Source organism: Shinella sp. JR1-6 (assembly GCF_004284735.1).
Classification (GTDB): domain Bacteria; phylum Pseudomonadota; class Alphaproteobacteria; order Rhizobiales; family Rhizobiaceae; genus Shinella.
On sequence record NZ_SHMI01000036.1, the window covers coordinates 1 to 15,628 of the forward strand.

Genomic DNA, 15,628 nt, shown 5'->3' on the forward strand with positions numbered 1-15,628 from the left:
TTATGCGGGTTCGAGACGAGGGTTCACGATCCGTTCGACCTTAGCGCAGGATTTTGAACAGATCTTGTTCCGACCCCAAATTCGGGGGTCTCCTACGTTATCCGCGGAGATGATGACGTGAATTTTTTAGGTATAGAAAGCATTCAGATTTCAGCATCCGAAATGAAAGCCATTCTCGCAAATGGAGATGCCACCACCATTTCAGGTGAGGCTTCACTTCACGATGCTGCACGCATTTCATTTTCATCAGGTACCACGGGCCAACAAAAGCGTGTGCTGATGTCTCACGCAACAATCGTTTCTCGGATGAAAAGCGGCATTTTCGGTTCAGCTATGAGAGCTGACCAAAGAGTTTATTGCGAATTACCGACCGGAACATTTGGCGGCTTTGGCGTACCAATTCGCACGTGGTATATGGGGGGAAGCATCCTGCTTAGTAGACCGTCATTTACCGCTCTGGACCGGGAGAAGCCGTTGACAATTGTCACGACACCGGCTGATTTACACGCTGTGCTTCTCAAGCTTCCACCGGATCACGCACCCTTTGAGAACCTCACAGTGGTGGTAGGTGGAGCAGTACTTCCTTCTGAGGTGGCCCGCCACGCAAAGGCGCGCTTAACCAAAAACATCGTACTGACATATGGATCCACCGAAACAACAACCGTTGCTATGGCGAGCATCCATCAGAAGGATCGGTACCCTGATCTGACGGGCTTTGTTCTACCCTGGATTCGAGTTGAAGTCGTCGACAGCGATGGAAACCCACTGCCAATTGGCTCGACCGGCCTCGTGCGGATTCAATGTGAAGGAATGGCATCTTCCTACCTCGATGACGAAGCTGCGACTGAAATGGCTTTCAGAGATGGGTGGTTCTATCCCGGTGATCGCGGGCGTTTGGATACGCATGGCGGCCTCTATATTTCGGGGAGAGCCGACAATACAATTAACATAAATGGACATAAGGTATCGGCGGAACAAATGGAGCTCGTTGTTGCCCGTTTGCCCGGTGTTATCGATGTGGCAGTTACGACGTCGTCGGTGACATTTGGAAGCTTGACCGCCGTCATTCTTGTCGTCACGGGAGATGGCTACAGTGAGAAACGGATTCGCCAAGCAGTCGAGAACGAATTCAAGTTTCGAAATTTTTACGTACAGGCGGCCCGTAAGATCCCGCGCAACGAACTCGGCAAGATCGAGAGGCATAAACTCGCTCTCCTCATCGACCCGCGCCGCCTCCCTTCTGCGAAGATTCCTGCCTATAGGAACCTCCGCAGAGGGAAATGAGGGCCTATTCGAGACTGAAACCCAGGTCCTTGATGCATTTCTCCGCGCCCGGGTGGAAACGCGCGGGCGCATTCGCCTGTTTCTGCCGTTCCAGCTTGACGCCCTTGGCTGCAGGATGGATTCCGGAAAACTCATCCAGATGTCCCAGCAGTGCCGCGCAAACCGCTTGCGCGTCTACGTCGGACATCGATGAGCCGACGAGCAAGAGGTTCCAGACGCCGAGGGTGTCGATCGGCGCGGAAATATCGTCGCCATAGGCGCCGGCCGGGACAACCTGCTTGCTATAGAGCCCCTTGCCATGGGTCTCGTTGAGCTTTGTGGCCAGTTCCGCGGTGGGAATGATGTTCAGGTCAATTCCGGGCGCCGCCGCCAGATCGGCGATCGCAGCGGCGGGAACGCCGCCCGAAAACACGACGGCATCGACTTTCCCGTCGCGAAGAGCATTGATCGCATCATTGGTGGCAAGCGTGGCGCGCTGTATGTCCGTGTTCGGATCCAAGCCGGCAGCCGTCAGGATACGGTTGGACAAGACCTCGAAGCCGCTCCCCGGTGTTCCCGTGGCGACCCGCTTCCCCTTGAGGTCGGAAACCTGTGCGATACCCGAAGACTTCATGGTAAGGATCTGCACGACATTGGGATACAGCGCGGCGAGTGTCGCGATCTTGGCGGGAGCATCCTTAAAGGGACCCGCCCCGCTGACGGCCTGTTGTACGATATCGGCGCTGGCAAACCCGAGATAGCTGCTGTCGCCGCCCACCAGTTTGACATTATCGATCGAGCCGCTTGTCGCCTCGGCGGTGGCCTGCGCCTTGTCGACATACTTGGTGATCAGATTGGCGACGCCCCCTCCCAACGGATAATAAACGCCCCCTGTCGGCCCTGATGCTACCGAGAAGAATTTGCTTTCCGCCATTGCCGGTGCGTGCAAGGCGAAGCCCGAGAATAGTGCGACCAGGCCGGTTGCGAGCGTTCGTCTCATAGATGTCCCCCTTAGAGATTCTGTTCGGTGATCACTTTGCTGCGTGTGCGGTTGGCATAGTTCAAGACGAGCATTGCCGACGTCAGCAGAAAGCCGAGGACTTCAATACTTGTCGATGTCAGATCGATCCTAAAAGCGAGCGTCGCCGGAAACATAAGGAGGAGGCCGGCCACCAGCAAGCCGAAACGCTCGATCCCGTGGAAAGGGGCAAAGGCGCGCGGGCAAAGGGAGAGGACCAGCGCCGTGTTCCCCAAAAAATAGATCAAGACAGAGGAGACGGTGGCCCAGAAAGAGGCTTCGCCGGCAAGGAGCAGTGAACGACCCGCAGGCTCTAGGATGAAGGCGAAGGGCAGCACGAACATCGGTGCGGTGAAACGCCATGCCTGCAATGTCGTTTGCAGCGGACTTGCACCGGTAATGGCTGCCGCGGCAAAAGGTGCCAAGGCCGTGGGCGGCGAAACTTCCGACAGCACCGCAAGATAGAAGATGAACATATGCGCCGCGATGGGAGTGACCCCCAGTGCAACCAGCGCCGGCGCAACCACGATGGCGCAGATAATATACGATCCGGTGATCGGTACAGCCAGCCCCACTGTCCACACCGCCAGTGCGGCCAGAAGCGAAGCCAGCAGCAGGTCATTGCCAGCCAGGTGAATGACGATGCCACTGAGTTTGAGCCCCAGGCCCGTCAGCGTTATGACGCCAACGATGAGGCCGGCGCAGGCGCAAATCGCCGCGACCGGAACGACGCTCATGACGCCGTCGTGCAACGCCCGCAGGATGTCGGGCGGCCTTGCCCCGTTCCGTGGCCTTGATATCCATAACAGGATTGCCGTGGCGATCGAGAAGACAGCCGCAGTTTCCGGTGAAAAACCGACAGCCAGAAAAACCATGATAGAGCCGGCTGCCACAAGATGAGAGGCGGTCTCCAACGCTCCGAGGCGCGGCAAAGGAGCAGTAATGTCGCCTTCATTCATGGAAGGCGCATTGAATTCCGCAACCAGATAGAGGGACACATAATACAATACGGTCGGTATCAGAACCATCCGCAGCACTTCCACATAGGAAATTGCCAGCACCTCGGCGAGCAGGAAAGCTGCTGATCCCAGCACGGGAGGCGAGATCACCGCACCTAGGCCCGCGGCGGCGAGGAGGCCACCGGATTGACTGGCACTGTAGCCGCGACGGGCGAGCAGGGGATGCCCGACATTGCCGATCATGACCGTCGTTGCGACCGCCGAGCCGGAGGGTCCCCCTAGCAGAAAGGAGGAAAGAACAACCGTACCCACTGCGCTGTGACGGGATGAGCCGAAGGCCCGCCCGGACAGTCGAACGAAGGCTTCCGCGGCTCCCGATCGATCGAGCACCGCACCATAGACTGTGAAAAGGACAATCAAGGTCGCAGAAACGGCGACCGGCGTGCCGAATATTCCCTCGCTGCTTATGAAAAGATGGCCGACGAGGCGGTTCAGATCGTATCCGCGATGGGCCCAAGGCTCAGGCAGAGAGCGGCCAAACAGAGCGTACAGAATGAATGCAAGGGATATGATCGGCATGGCCCACCCCGTCGTGCGCCTGGCCGCCTCGAGCACAAGTGCGATCGTAGCGACGCCGATCAATAACGCGAGGGGCTGCGGGTGGGTGATCTGCGAGAGAAATTCATCGCCGTTGATGACGGTTACCGTGAAGGTTAGCGCACAGGCGATTGCCAGGCTGTAGCCGATAAGTTTAGCGGCCGGCGTTCGGCCGCGGGCAGCCGCGGCTAGAAAGGCGATGAAAAGGACGAGGCCGAGATGAAGCTGCCGGTATGCATAGGTCGGCACGATCGGAAGATCTCGCAATGGCCCGATGCCGGCGAGTGTCCCGTAAAGATGGAACAGCGCCACGAGCGCGCCGACGCTGATCAGGGCTGGAACAGTTGCCGGCCCCCGCGCTGCCAATTCCGGATTTTGCGCCATGAAGATTATCTCGCGCCACGTCGGCTCTATTTGCTACTTCCCCACTTAAAAACTTCAAGGGCTTTAGGCAGCAAATAGTCACGCGGCCTTGGCCGCTCCAATAGAAAGAAATGCAGAGCCGCGGCCGCCGAACGCCATCAGACCCATTCTCCAACGTGCATCAGGCCAAGCCTAACGAGTTGGTCTGTGCCTTCATATTTTGCGCTGACACCTTCGAGATAAAGAGCGGTGCGGATGTTTTCCTTGTAGCGCTTGTATTCCCGGCTGCCGCCATAATGCTGGCGACGAGCCATTTCCTCCTCGACCTTCTCTCGAAGGGACGAGACGAACTTGAAGTGGAAGAGGGCGCCGGAGACGGGAATGCCGGTCTTCATGGATGTCTTGTTGAGCGGCCAGGGCCACATGAGATGTGCCGAGCTTTGGTAGCGATAGTGTTTTTGCCACCAGACGAGCGGCATTTTGTTGAGGGCAGGGGCTTCCTTCGGCGTATCGCGGTTGAAGGCGCGCAGCCTTGGGCCGCCCTGCACGAAGGTTCCCGACATGTAGTTCGACCTTTGGACATAGCCGTCGCGGTCGAAATAGGGGCAGAGGCTGAAAGGATCAGCACCCGGTGCCATGACCGTCGCGTCGATCGGCCGGTCGCTATAGGCATCGAGCATCAGCACATGCAGGCATGGTCGGCCGATCTCCTTCAGGTGCTGGCCGAGGCCCTTGAGCGTGCGGGTTTCCATATGGGGATAGACGAGAAACTCGTCCGGATCGACAGTCACGCAGAGCTTGCCCGTCCCATGCTTCTGGAGAAGATAGTTGCACCAGTAGATGCCGAAGCCGGCCTTCTTGTATCCTTTGTCGGTATGCCAGACCGAAACGTCGGTCTTGTCCGCGCTCCATTCCCGAAACCCGTCCGTGGAGCCATTATCGACGAAGACGAAGTGATCGACGCCCAATTCCTTGTAATAGCGATAGAAAAAATCGATCCTGTGCATCTCATTGCGGATGCAGCTGAAAAGAATGCAGGCGTCGCTCTTGCCAAGACGGTTCTGCACGCAGCGTAACTGGTTGCCGAAGCGCAGATTCTGCCAGCGCGAGAGGATGAAATTATAGGCGCGGCTGCTGACCAGACGATGCTTGAGTTTTCTAGTCATGCCGTATCGCAAGTCCTTCGGCTTCCTCGGCAAAGGATGGGGCAAGCTTTCGCCAGTCCTGCCCGGTAAAGGTCTCGGCAATTCTGTCGAAGGATTTCAGCAAGGGCTCCACCCGTCCGCCATGCAGGAATTGCAGCGACGCCTTCCAGTCGGGATCGGGTGGCGCGCCCGCCTCTGAAAACACCAGGCCTGCCCCGTTTGTCGGGCCGAATAGCTTTCGTTCCATCGCAGCCACATGTTTCTGGCCGAAATGCCGCACAGCCGCCTCTTCCGTGCGCCGCAGGCGATCGAACCGGTGACCCGCCGCATTGATGGCGACCCGTTGCTGCTCCGGCAGGGCCAGATACCAGAACAAGAAGCGCCAGGCCGGCCATCGGCCGCCCGGGAGAAGCGGGATTGCGACGAGGGCCTTCTCGTTTTCGAAGACAAGCCTCTCCAGGGTGGGATCGTCCCCCGGGCACAATTCGAAGACGGGCAGGCCGGTGCAACGGGACAGGATCCGGGATAGATAGAGCGCCCGATCATAGTCGCGAAGCCTGATCTCGTTGGATTGAAGCCCGTGGAAGTCGGATTGCCCCGGCTGGAATTCGGCCCGCTCGGCATGGAAAAGACGCCCCAGCACGGTAAGGCCGCTCGAAGCACGAAGGATTTCGGCGGCGAACCGCGTCAATTGCGGTGGCCCATAGAGGACGGCGCTCGGCTGGTGCATCGTTTCAAGGTTTTTTGGCCAGTTTCGAATACCCGAATTGGGTTCGAACATCCGGCCATACGATGGGCTGGCCTCTGCGCGCGGCGGCATCCGCGTCCGGGCGGGCGGCACGGTCAGGATCGGCCGATCGGGCGGGCGGGGCAAACCTGCCCGCGCCGACAGCGCAGCGCGGCAATCCTCTGCCGATTGCGCGACCTTTCGCGCAAAGAAATGCGGCTGTTGCTGAAGCCAGGCGAGATGGTCGTTGTAAAAGACGATCGGCTTGCCATGGATATTGAACGTATAGAGGGTCGGGATATAGCCGGGTGCGACTGCGCCCCCGAGCGCGTGAACGATCGTCTGGAAGAAGGTTTCGTCCGGTATCCAGACCTGCCGGTAGAAACGGTAGGCGGCGGGATGTTCCGTCACCCAGCGCAGGACGCCGGCGATCGTTTCCCGCCGCAGGCACCACCATTGCGAGCCATAGCGTGGCGTCAATCCGGCAGGAACTTTCCGCTTGATCCCCAACTTGCGCTGAAAGCGGACGCTCGCTTCGAAGAGCCCCCGCTGGCGGGTGAAGCTGAAGGGATGGCGCAGCATATAGCGCTCCTGCCGCAGGCCGCCCGTCATCCAGCGCTCGTCGTGGCTTTCGATGAAGTCGATCGCGCCGTTGTGATCGAGGAACTGCCTGAGTTCGACGATCGGCCGAATCGGCCAGCAGGAGCAGCTGACCAGATAGGCATGCGTATAGTCCTTTCCGGATGCCGTAAGCAGGTTAAGGGCGCGCACCGTTCCGTCGACGAGGCCGAATTGCCCCCAACCGCATCGAACCCTGTCCTCAACGAGGAGAACCCGCGCAAGCGCACCATAGCGTTTCTTCAGTGCAGCAAAATCCGCTTCCGATGAATTGCGGTCGTAGTGGACGGCGACCAGGCATTCACCATCGGCCTTCAGCAGCATGTCGATCGACTCCCCGACGATGCCCGCCGGCTCATGGGCTATCAAGACGAACGCTAAAATGGCCATATTCCGCCTATCTCCTTGCGGTTGCTAGGTAGAGCTTCGCCAACCCGGCAGTCAACTGTCGCCTTTCCCTGCCAGATGTGTTCAGATCAATCCTTCTCATCAGGACAATCCATTGCGAAACGTTTCCTTTCTCCCGGCCACCCTTCTTCCCTTCCTCCTCACCGCGCCCGCTCTGGCAGTCGAGCTCGGCCTGCCGGCGCAATGCGAACTCGGTAAGACGTGCTTTATGCAGCAATACCCCGACATGGACGCGGGTTCGGGCACAGCCGACCCTCTATGCGGCAGCCAGTCCTATGACGGGCACAAGGGAACCGATTTGCGCATCCTCTCCCTGAAGGACATGAAGAAGGGTTATGCCGTCATCGCCGTCGCTGACGGCAAAGTGCTGCGCGTCAGAGACGGTGAGACGGACCGCCTCGTCGAAACTGAAGAAGACAGAGCCAGAATTTCTGGAAAAGAATGCGGCAACGGCTTGGTCATGGAGCTGGAGGATGGCTACGAAGTCCAGTACTGCCATCTTAAGAAAGGGAGTCTCGCCGTCAAACCGGGAACCGACGTGCGTAAAGGCGAGCGCCTCGGAGATGTCGGCTCCTCTGGCCTCGCCCAGTTCCCTCATGTCCACATCACCGTTTCCCATAACGGTGAAACCCTCGATCCCCTGACGGGACGTAAACTTTCGGAAGGCTGCACTGCAGCAACGGAACAAACGGCTTCCCTTTTTCCTCGTGACATCGTCGAAAAACTCGACCTGACGAAACCGGAAATCCTAGCCTCGGGCCTCGCCGGAAACCCGGTCGACCATCAGGCCCTGGTCATCGAGGGACCGCCAGCGCAGGTCCTTTCAAGTGACAAGCTGTTTGTAGCCTGGGTCTGGCTTGCGAACCTCAAGAAGGGAAATACGATCAAGCTCGTCCTAACGGATGATCGGAAGAACATTGTCATAGATCATACAAGCAAGCCAATAGACCGGGACAAGGCCATATTCTCCGCCTTTGCCGGCAAGAAGCGGGCGCTTCCCGCCGGCCGCTACGAACTGGATGTCTCCGTTCTGCAGGACGGTACAGATGTAAGACGTACCAGTTCCAGCATTGTCGTGGAATGACGTACCTACCAAAACCCATTCGTGAAGCGCTGCGATGCTGCTAGGGTCCGCTCGGCAAAAGGATGAACGATGTTCGTGAGATGGTTCCCCTCCTTGGACCAGGGTCTAGAGGCCATGGTCAGTCGCTATGCGACCGCAAAATCAATCCGGAACGAGGTTCCGCGCTTCAGATCACACAATGCGCGGATGCTCTTCCTCGCTAAGGAAAGTCTGAAAGGATCCTTCTTCAAGGACCTCTCGGATGAAATCAGGCGCGATGGTCATGCCAGACTTAAAAATCGGCGTTCTATTGTGGAGTTTGCCTGGCTCATGTTCTTCCTGAAGGACTGGAAACGGTTGGCCGCCGTCATTCAGGAAAAGGCCCCTCATCATCACTTTCCAGCCCATATGGCGGACCTCTATTTCCTTGCCACCTATCGGTTGAACTGGGAAACCATTGCGCAAGGGGTCGATTCCGATGGCTTCAGGGATCGGGTGTCGGAAGCGATCGACCTCATCCGAAGCCATTGGCCGGCAGAGCAACACCGGGCAAACCTGTTCTCCGCTCTCTTACAAAACTCCCTCGGGGAGCGTCATGACGCGAGGGAGCGAATCATCCGCTTCTCTACAGGGTTGGACCTTATCCCACCGCTGGCGGCCGCCAAAGCGGCCTTGCCGAAGCCCACTCGGGATACAACCCCCTGGCTCTTGAAAATCAAGCCTTCAAGCGGGAAGAAAGCAACCCTCCTTTCCGTCGATCAAGCCTATTACGAACGTTATGCGGCGCCATTCCTCGCAATTCATAACGCGACGAACCCGGATCGCTGTGTCCATTTCCATTGTGTCGGCTTCGATCCGTGCATGGTCGACAGCGTGAAGATCGATGAAACGGTCGGCTTTACGGTCGACCGGACCGACGTCTCCGGCCTCAGCCAACGGGATCGCCAAGGTTATTACGCCTGTGCACGGTTGATGCATGCCGTCGCTTATCTCGATGTCTACGAGGATATTCTGATATCCGACGCCGATGGGTCCGTGGAACTGTCGGCAAGCGAGGTGCTAGCAAATTTGCCCGGGGCGGACGTCGTCATCAAGTCCAAAATCCTGCGGCCGGGGCACGCCGTCTTCAACCTGCCTTGGGCATCCGTTCCGGCGGCGGCGAACATGATCCGCCGAAGCGCCGGCGGCAGACTTTTTGCGCAATACCTGCGCGACTATCTTTCAGAAATCCTGGCATCGGCCCGCCGAAAAGAGCGACCGATGTGGTTCGCCGATCAATGTGCACTGTTCTATGCCTATGTGGATCTGGAGGATCAGATCGTATTCCGAAACTGCGATAAGATCCTGTATAATCAGGGACGGAACTGGGCGCTTCTCTCAGGTGAAACCGCTAAACAGAAACACATCGAAAAAGCCTTACAGGAACGCAATCTTGGAAATCGACGATGAACGGCCTGGCCCGAGCTAAGGTGAAACCAACCGCTTGGCTGTTCTGTTGACGGCGTCTCTCCAGTTAGCAAGCCGTATACCGTGAACCGTTTCCAGTTTGCCGCAATCGAGCTGTGAATTGGCGGGGCGGTGTGCGGGCGTCGGATAGGCTGAGGACGGTATCCGTCCGACAGCGGCCGAAGGGCCGCCCCGCTTGGTGGAGGCAGCGAATATTTCCGTCGCGAAATCCGCCCAGCTTGCCGAACCCGAGCCCGTCATGTGGAAGATCCCGCGAAGCTGCGGGGCGTCGCTGTCGAGGAGATTGCCGGCGGCCGCCAGGATTCCATCGGCGATGTCGAGCGCCGAGGTGGGATTGCCGCGCTGATCGTCCACCACATTGATCTGATCGCGGCTCTCCGCGAGCGTGAGCATGGTCTTCAGGAAGTTCCTGCCGAAAGGACTATAGACCCAGGCCGTGCGCAGAATGACGTGATTGTCCGTCGCCTCCGCCACGGCGCGCTCGCCGGCGAGTTTCGTTCGGCCGTAAGCGCTCGACGGCCCAACCGGATCCGTTTCCAGATAAGGCCCGGACTTTTCGCCATCAAACACATAATCCGTGGAAAGGTGGATGACCGGAATACCGAGGCCAGCCGCAACGCCGGCGATACGCCCAGGGGCAATGGCATTGATAGCGTGGGCCTCCGCCTCCTCGGTCTCCGCACGGTCCACCGCCGTATAGGCGGCTGCGGAAACGATGATATCGGGCTGCGCCAGCCGGAAGGCCACACCAACCCCATCCGGATTGCGAAGGTCGATTTCGGGGCGACCCAGCGCCACGATCTCAAAGCGATCGTTCAAGGCTCCGCGCTCCAAGAGGGAGCGAACGACCTGGCCTTCGCGGCCCGTCACCACCATGCGTTTGCGCTTACCGTCCATTTCGCTTCACACGTCGGTTTTTTGCGCATGGCCGGGCAGGCCAAGCCGCGCGCCGGAATAACGCTCGCGCAGGGGCCCCCACCACCATTCATTGTCGAGATACCAGCGCACTGTCTTTTCGATGCCAGTCTCAAACGTCTCCTCAGCCCGCCAACCCAGCTCCGTTTCAAGCTTCGTCGCATCGATCGCATAGCGGGCGTCATGGCCCGGCCGGTCCGTCACATAGGTGATGAGGTCGCGATGCAGCGTTGCGCGCGGGCGAAAACCATCCATCAGGCCGCAGATCCGCGTCACCACGTCGATGTTGCGCCGCTCGTTACGGCCGCCGACATTGTAGGTCTCTCCGATCCGGCCGCGCTCTGCGATGATGTCGAGGGCGAGGGCGTGGTCCTCGACATAAAGCCAGTCCCGCACATTCGCGCCGTTGCCATAGACCGGCAGCGGCTTGCCCTCCATGGCGTTGAGGATGACAAGCGGGATCAGTTTTTCCGGGAAATGGTAAGGGCCGTAATTGTTGGAGCAGTTGGAGACGATCACCGGCAGGCCATAGGTGCGTTCCCACGCTTTGACGAGATGGTCAGAGGCCGCCTTGGAGGCCGAATAGGGCGAACTTGGATCATAGGCCGTCGTTTCGCGGAAAAGGCCTTCTTCACCGAGCGATCCATAAACCTCGTCCGTCGAGACATGCAGAAAGCGGAAAGCCTGCTTTCGTTCACCCTCCATAGCGCTCCAGTAGGCCCTGGCGCATTCCAGAAGCGTGAAGGTGCCGAGGATGTTGGTGTTGATGAAGTCCTGCGCCCCGTTGATCGAACGGTCGACATGGCTTTCGGCAGCGAGATGCATGACCCGGTCGGGCTGGAAATCCACAAGTGTTCGCGACAGGGTTTCGCCATCACAGATATCGGCGCGCAGGAAACGATAGTTGGGCGCCCCGCGAACAGCCTGCAAAGACGTCTCCGTGCCGGCATAGGTAAGCTTGTCGACGTTCAGGACCTCGTAGCGCTTTTCCAGAACGAGATGCCGGACGACGGCCGATCCAATGAAGCCGGCTCCGCCGGTGACGAGTACGCGCATGCGAGCTTTCCTGTCCGCTTCCCCTGAAGTGCGAGGCTTCACCTTTAACCGAAGGGGAAGTTTCAGGGCAAGGACAGGCCGGTACCTTTGGATCTGCACAAGTGTTGCAACGCGGCCCTCATCCATGCGAGGTTCGGCGCGATTTTCCGTTGGTGACTGGTCTATCCTACATGGCGTTCAAAGGCATCATTCTGGCGGGGGGAAGCGGCACGCGCCTTTATCCCCTCACCATCGCGGTTTCGAAGCAGATCCTGCCGATCTACGACAAACCAATGATCTACTATCCGCTCAGCGTGCTCATGCTGGCGGGCATCCGCGAGATCCTCATCATCTCCACGCCGCGCGACCTGCCGCTGTTCCAGGAGCTGCTCGGCGACGGATCGGATTTCGGCATCGAACTTTCCTACGCCGTGCAGCCCCAGCCGAACGGGCTCGCCGAAGCCTTCATCATCGGCCGGGAGTTCATCGGCTCCTCCTCGGTCGCCATGGTTCTCGGCGACAACATCTTCTTCGGCGACGGGCTTTCGGACCTCTGCCGACAGGCGGCAGCGCGCGAAAGCGGCGCGTCCGTCTTCGCCTATTACGTCAACGACCCGCAGCGTTACGGCGTGGTGGAGTTCGACGCCGGCGGCACGGCGTTGTCCATCGAGGAAAAGCCCGTCGTCCCGAAATCGAGCTGGGCTGTGACCGGCCTCTATTTCTATGACAACGACGTCGTCGATATCGCCGCTTCCATCAGCCCGTCCGCCCGCGGCGAACTGGAAATCACCACCGTCAACAGCACCTATCTCGAACGGGGCAAGCTGCATGTGAAACAGCTCGGCCGCGGTTATGCCTGGCTCGACACCGGTACGCTCGACAGCCTGCACGAGGCTTCCGCCTTCGTAAGGACCATCGAACACCGGCAGGGCATCAAGATCGCTTGCCCGGAGGAGATTGGCGTGGAAATGGGTTGGCTGCCGGTCGACAGGATGCTGCAGCGGGCCGAGCAGATGGGGCGCAGCGAATACGCCAACTACCTGCGTCGGCGCGCCCGGGAGCTCGGCACGGCATGAGCGAGATACGTCCCACCAGGCTCGACGGCGTGCTCGAAATCGTGCCCGCCCGCTTCGGCGATGCGCGTGGCTTCTTTTCCGAGACCTACAACGCCGCCCGGCTCGCGAGCTCCGGCATCGACCTCACCTTCGTGCAGGACAATCATTCCCTGTCCGCAAGACGCGGCGTGCTGCGGGGGCTACATTATCAACTGCCCCCGCGGGCGCAGGACAAGCTCATCCGTGTCGTCCGCGGAGCGATCTTCGATGTGGCGGTCGATATCCGCAGGGGGTCTCCGACCTTCGCCCAATGGGTCGGCGTCGAACTTTCTGCAGAAAAATGGAACCAGCTTCTGGTCCCCAAGGGGTTCGCCCACGGCTTCGTCACGCTCACCGAGAATACGGAGGTCGTCTACAAGGTGACGGACTACTATTCGCCCGAACATGACCGATCGATCCGTTACGACGACCCCGACATCGCCATCGACTGGCCGATCGCCGCTGGCGATCTGCAGCTATCCGACAAGGACCTTGCCGCCGCCCGGCTGGCGGAGGCGGACGTCTTTTCCTGGCAATAGATCGGCTTACTGCGGGCGTTTGAACCGCTGCTGCCCGAGGACGATACCGAGGAGCGGCGCTCGCATGATCCAGAGGCGCAGTTTCACGCGCCTGTTGGTCGGCAGGCGGGCGAGCGCCGCCTTCTGGGTTGCGATCGCCGCTTTCCGGTCGCCAGCCAGAAGATAAGCCTCGGCCGCGTGGCGCAAGAGGTTCGGCTGGCTCTCCTTCAGCGCAAAAGCCTGGACCAGTTGTTCTGCCGCCTGCCCATAACGACCTTCCCGATAGGCGGTAAAGCCGGACATGCTGAGCGCTTCGGCGCTTGATGGGTCCGGCTCACCCATAAACCGCGTCGGCGCCATTTTGGCTCCGGCATAACTCAGCCAGGAAAAGCGCACCGTCTCATTCAAGCGGCCGAGCCGCTCTGCCGTATCCTGCCAGCGCAGTTCCGTCACGCGGATGTCCTTGTAGCCATGGCTCTTGCGGGTCTGGAACTCGACGATGTGGTCCGTGGCGCGGAAACGGGAATATTTTCTGAGGATGAACCAGGCGGTGATGCGAAGAACGAGGTCACGCGCAGGCCGCTTGATCTCGCCTTTCTTCAACGCGGCAATGCCGGCGGCGGCGGAGGGCGCACGATAGCCGGCGCCGGCGAGATTGTAGAAGGCGTTGCCGAGGGTAATCGTGACCGTCTCGTGCATGAGGGACAGAAGACCGACGCCGGAATTGTAGCAAAGCGTGGCATCGACGCTGTCGATGAGGGCGTGGATGTTGTCATCCCTTTCCGCCGTGACGACATTCGGACTTGAAAGCGGAAGGTCCGTCTTCGACAGGGGGTGCGGCTTTATGATGAAGAGGACGTCGGCATTGTCAGCCACCAGGGACGCCAGGGATCCCAGGAACTGCGGGTAGGATTGTTCACCGCGGAGGAACAGGGTGACGGCCATGTCGTCTTCCAGCTGGAGCGGCACGAAGCACTTGAGGCGGCGGTCGTCCTGGAGATGGCGGTATTTTGCGGCCGTCTCCTCGTAAACGCCCATCTGTTCGAGGGTCTTGCCGCCCCCGCGCAGGTCGTCGACATAGGCCCGGGCATCTTCCAGTTCTTCGGCGGAAAACGTTTCCGCAAGGAAGGCCGCTTCGGAAAAGCGCTCGCTGTTGTAGCAGACGTCCTCGTCGTAATAGATCGTCTCCGGCAAGGCGCCCCTTTCGATGACAATCGTGTGCCGGCCGAGCGCCTTGGCCTTGTCGAAGATCGGGCGGAAGGCGGCGTGGCTCTTCATGTAAGGATTGAAGATGGCGATGTCGTCGATGCGGCCCTGTTCGAGGCCGGATAGGATTTCGCCGACCGCGTCCGCCTTGTCGGAGAGGACGGGAACGAGCCGGTAGCCGAGAAGCCGGAGCGGCAGGAAATAGCCCAGCGTGTCCTTGTTCTTGCACAGGCAGGCAATCGTCTTTTTGCGGTCGAGATGGTCGATCGACAGCAACCTTGTGCGATCGGCGAGATACTTTTGCGCCGCGGAAAGGAAATTCTCCCGTTTCCTGTCGCCAGACGCATACCACGCCTGTTCCTTCACGCGAGGATGGTGCCGGTGGAAAACCTTGAGCCCCAACCCCTCCGTCGGCTGAGAAAGCAGCTCGAAGAGCCTGCGAAAGCCGACATAGGGCCGCGCCTGATAGAAATTGGCCCTAAGCGGGCCGAACAGGTCCTTTTCGGGCTCCTCCGGCAAAGGCAGAAGGCCTGCATGGAGGCAGAAGCGCAGCAGGAATTCGAAATCTTCAGATCCATGCCCACGGAAGGATGGATCATAGCCTCCGACGAGGGAGAACATCTTCCGACTGATCAAGAAGACGTTCGAATAGGGCGCGACATAACGCTCATCCGGGCCGCTCACCTCGGAATAGTTCAGCGTGAAGGCGAATTTACGCAGGAGGAATGATTGCTGCTCGGCGCTGCCAAGGCTTTTGAGCTGCTGCGTCTCGGCGGCCCCAAGATGAAAGGCCGGCGGATTGAGCATGACGTCGATGACATTGCGCATATCGAGCGCGCTCGCCGTCTCCGCCAGCCGCTGGAAGAGATCGCGTTCACTGATGAAATCAGGATCGCAGAAGTAAATGAAATCCGTAGCGCACAGCGATGCACCGATATTACGGGCAAGCGACAGCGAGAACACACCTGGATCATCGACGAAATGATAGCGATAGCCGCGTCGTGTGCAGATGGCTGCAATGGCGTTTCGGTGCGAGGGCTCCGATCCGAAATCCACGACAACGATCGGCGGGCAAGGCTGGTAGTATTCAGCCATCGCATCCAGTCGGTCGGCTATCCAGGGATTGCCGTCATGAAGGCGGACGCAGAACACCATGGTGATGTCCTGCACGCCGATCGGCGCACCCGGTCTACCGGGGGAGGTTTCTGCGGAACTCATTCGTCATCCTTGGT

12 protein-coding genes are annotated in these 15,628 nt (G+C 59.3%); 5 read left to right on the top strand and 7 right to left on the bottom strand.

The genetic code is table 11. From position 1 onward, the window contains the following. The first annotated feature begins 117 nt into the window (after nt 1–117). On the top strand, nt 118–1,284 hold the full coding sequence (locus EXZ48_RS30765; protein ID WP_130520758.1) for a class I adenylate-forming enzyme family protein: 1,167 nt from the start codon (nt 118–120) through the stop codon (nt 1,282–1,284). Between the two features lie 4 nt (nt 1,285–1,288). Here EXZ48_RS30765 and EXZ48_RS30770 read toward each other — a convergent pair whose 3' ends face one another. The 4 genes from EXZ48_RS30770 to EXZ48_RS30785 form a co-directional block, all read right to left on the bottom strand. After that, entirely contained in the window at nt 1,289–2,263 is a 975-nt protein-coding gene (locus EXZ48_RS30770; RefSeq protein WP_130520760.1) for a TAXI family TRAP transporter solute-binding subunit, read from the bottom strand. Between the two features lie 11 nt (nt 2,264–2,274). Further along, on the bottom strand, nt 2,275–4,221 hold the full coding sequence (locus EXZ48_RS30775) for a TRAP transporter fused permease subunit (protein WP_130520762.1): 1,947 nt from the start codon (nt 4,219–4,221) through the stop codon (nt 2,275–2,277). 137 nt (nt 4,222–4,358) lie between these two features. Next, nucleotides 4,359–5,366, bottom strand: coding sequence for a glycosyltransferase family 2 protein (locus tag EXZ48_RS30780; protein WP_130520764.1), 1,008 nt, complete (start codon nt 5,364–5,366; stop codon nt 4,359–4,361). Then, nucleotides 5,359–7,080 carry a beta-1,6-N-acetylglucosaminyltransferase gene (locus tag EXZ48_RS30785; RefSeq protein WP_130520766.1) on the bottom strand — a complete coding sequence of 574 codons (1,722 nt, stop codon included), beginning with the start codon at nt 7,078–7,080 and terminating at the stop codon, nt 5,359–5,361. Before EXZ48_RS30785 ends, EXZ48_RS30780 begins: the two co-directional genes overlap by 8 nt. 112 nt (nt 7,081–7,192) lie before the next feature. Here EXZ48_RS30785 and EXZ48_RS30790 point away from each other — a divergent pair, with 112 nt between their 5' ends. Together EXZ48_RS30790 and EXZ48_RS30795 are read left to right on the top strand one after the other, a co-directional pair. After that, a complete protein-coding gene (locus EXZ48_RS30790) occupies nt 7,193–8,182 on the top strand; it encodes a M23 family metallopeptidase (protein WP_130520768.1) in 990 nt (329 codons plus the stop codon). A gap of 114 nt (nt 8,183–8,296) precedes the next feature. Continuing rightward, nucleotides 8,297–9,610 carry a hypothetical protein gene (locus tag EXZ48_RS30795; RefSeq protein ID WP_130520770.1) on the top strand — a complete coding sequence of 438 codons (1,314 nt, stop codon included), beginning with the start codon at nt 8,297–8,299 and terminating at the stop codon, nt 9,608–9,610. A 15-nt stretch (nt 9,611–9,625) separates the two neighbouring features. On the opposite strand, the gene rfbD is transcribed toward EXZ48_RS30795, so the two are convergent. After that, the gene (gene rfbD / locus EXZ48_RS30800; RefSeq protein WP_130520772.1) at nt 9,626–10,525 is read right to left on the bottom strand and encodes a dTDP-4-dehydrorhamnose reductase; all 900 of its coding nucleotides are present in this window, start codon (nt 10,523–10,525) and stop codon (nt 9,626–9,628) included. Between the two features lie 6 nt (nt 10,526–10,531). Next, complete coding sequence (rfbB, locus tag EXZ48_RS30805; protein WP_130520774.1) at nt 10,532–11,599, bottom strand: dTDP-glucose 4,6-dehydratase; 1,068 nt, start codon at nt 11,597–11,599, stop codon at nt 10,532–10,534. A 170-nt stretch (nt 11,600–11,769) separates the two neighbouring features. Between rfbB and rfbA the strand changes: the two genes are divergently transcribed. Together rfbA and rfbC are read left to right on the top strand one after the other, a co-directional pair. Beyond that, nucleotides 11,770–12,654 carry a glucose-1-phosphate thymidylyltransferase RfbA gene (gene rfbA / locus EXZ48_RS30810; RefSeq protein WP_130520776.1) on the top strand — a complete coding sequence of 295 codons (885 nt, stop codon included), beginning with the start codon at nt 11,770–11,772 and terminating at the stop codon, nt 12,652–12,654. Next, a complete protein-coding gene (gene rfbC / locus EXZ48_RS30815) occupies nt 12,651–13,211 on the top strand; it encodes a dTDP-4-dehydrorhamnose 3,5-epimerase (protein ID WP_130520778.1) in 561 nt (186 codons plus the stop codon). The genes rfbA and rfbC overlap by 4 nt, the downstream gene beginning before the upstream one ends. 6 nt (nt 13,212–13,217) lie before the next feature. Here the strand turns inward: rfbC and EXZ48_RS30820 are convergent, their stop codons facing one another. Continuing rightward, a complete protein-coding gene (locus tag EXZ48_RS30820; protein WP_130520780.1) occupies nt 13,218–15,614 on the bottom strand; it encodes a glycosyltransferase in 2,397 nt (798 codons plus the stop codon). Between the last annotated feature and the right edge of the window lie 14 nt (nt 15,615–15,628).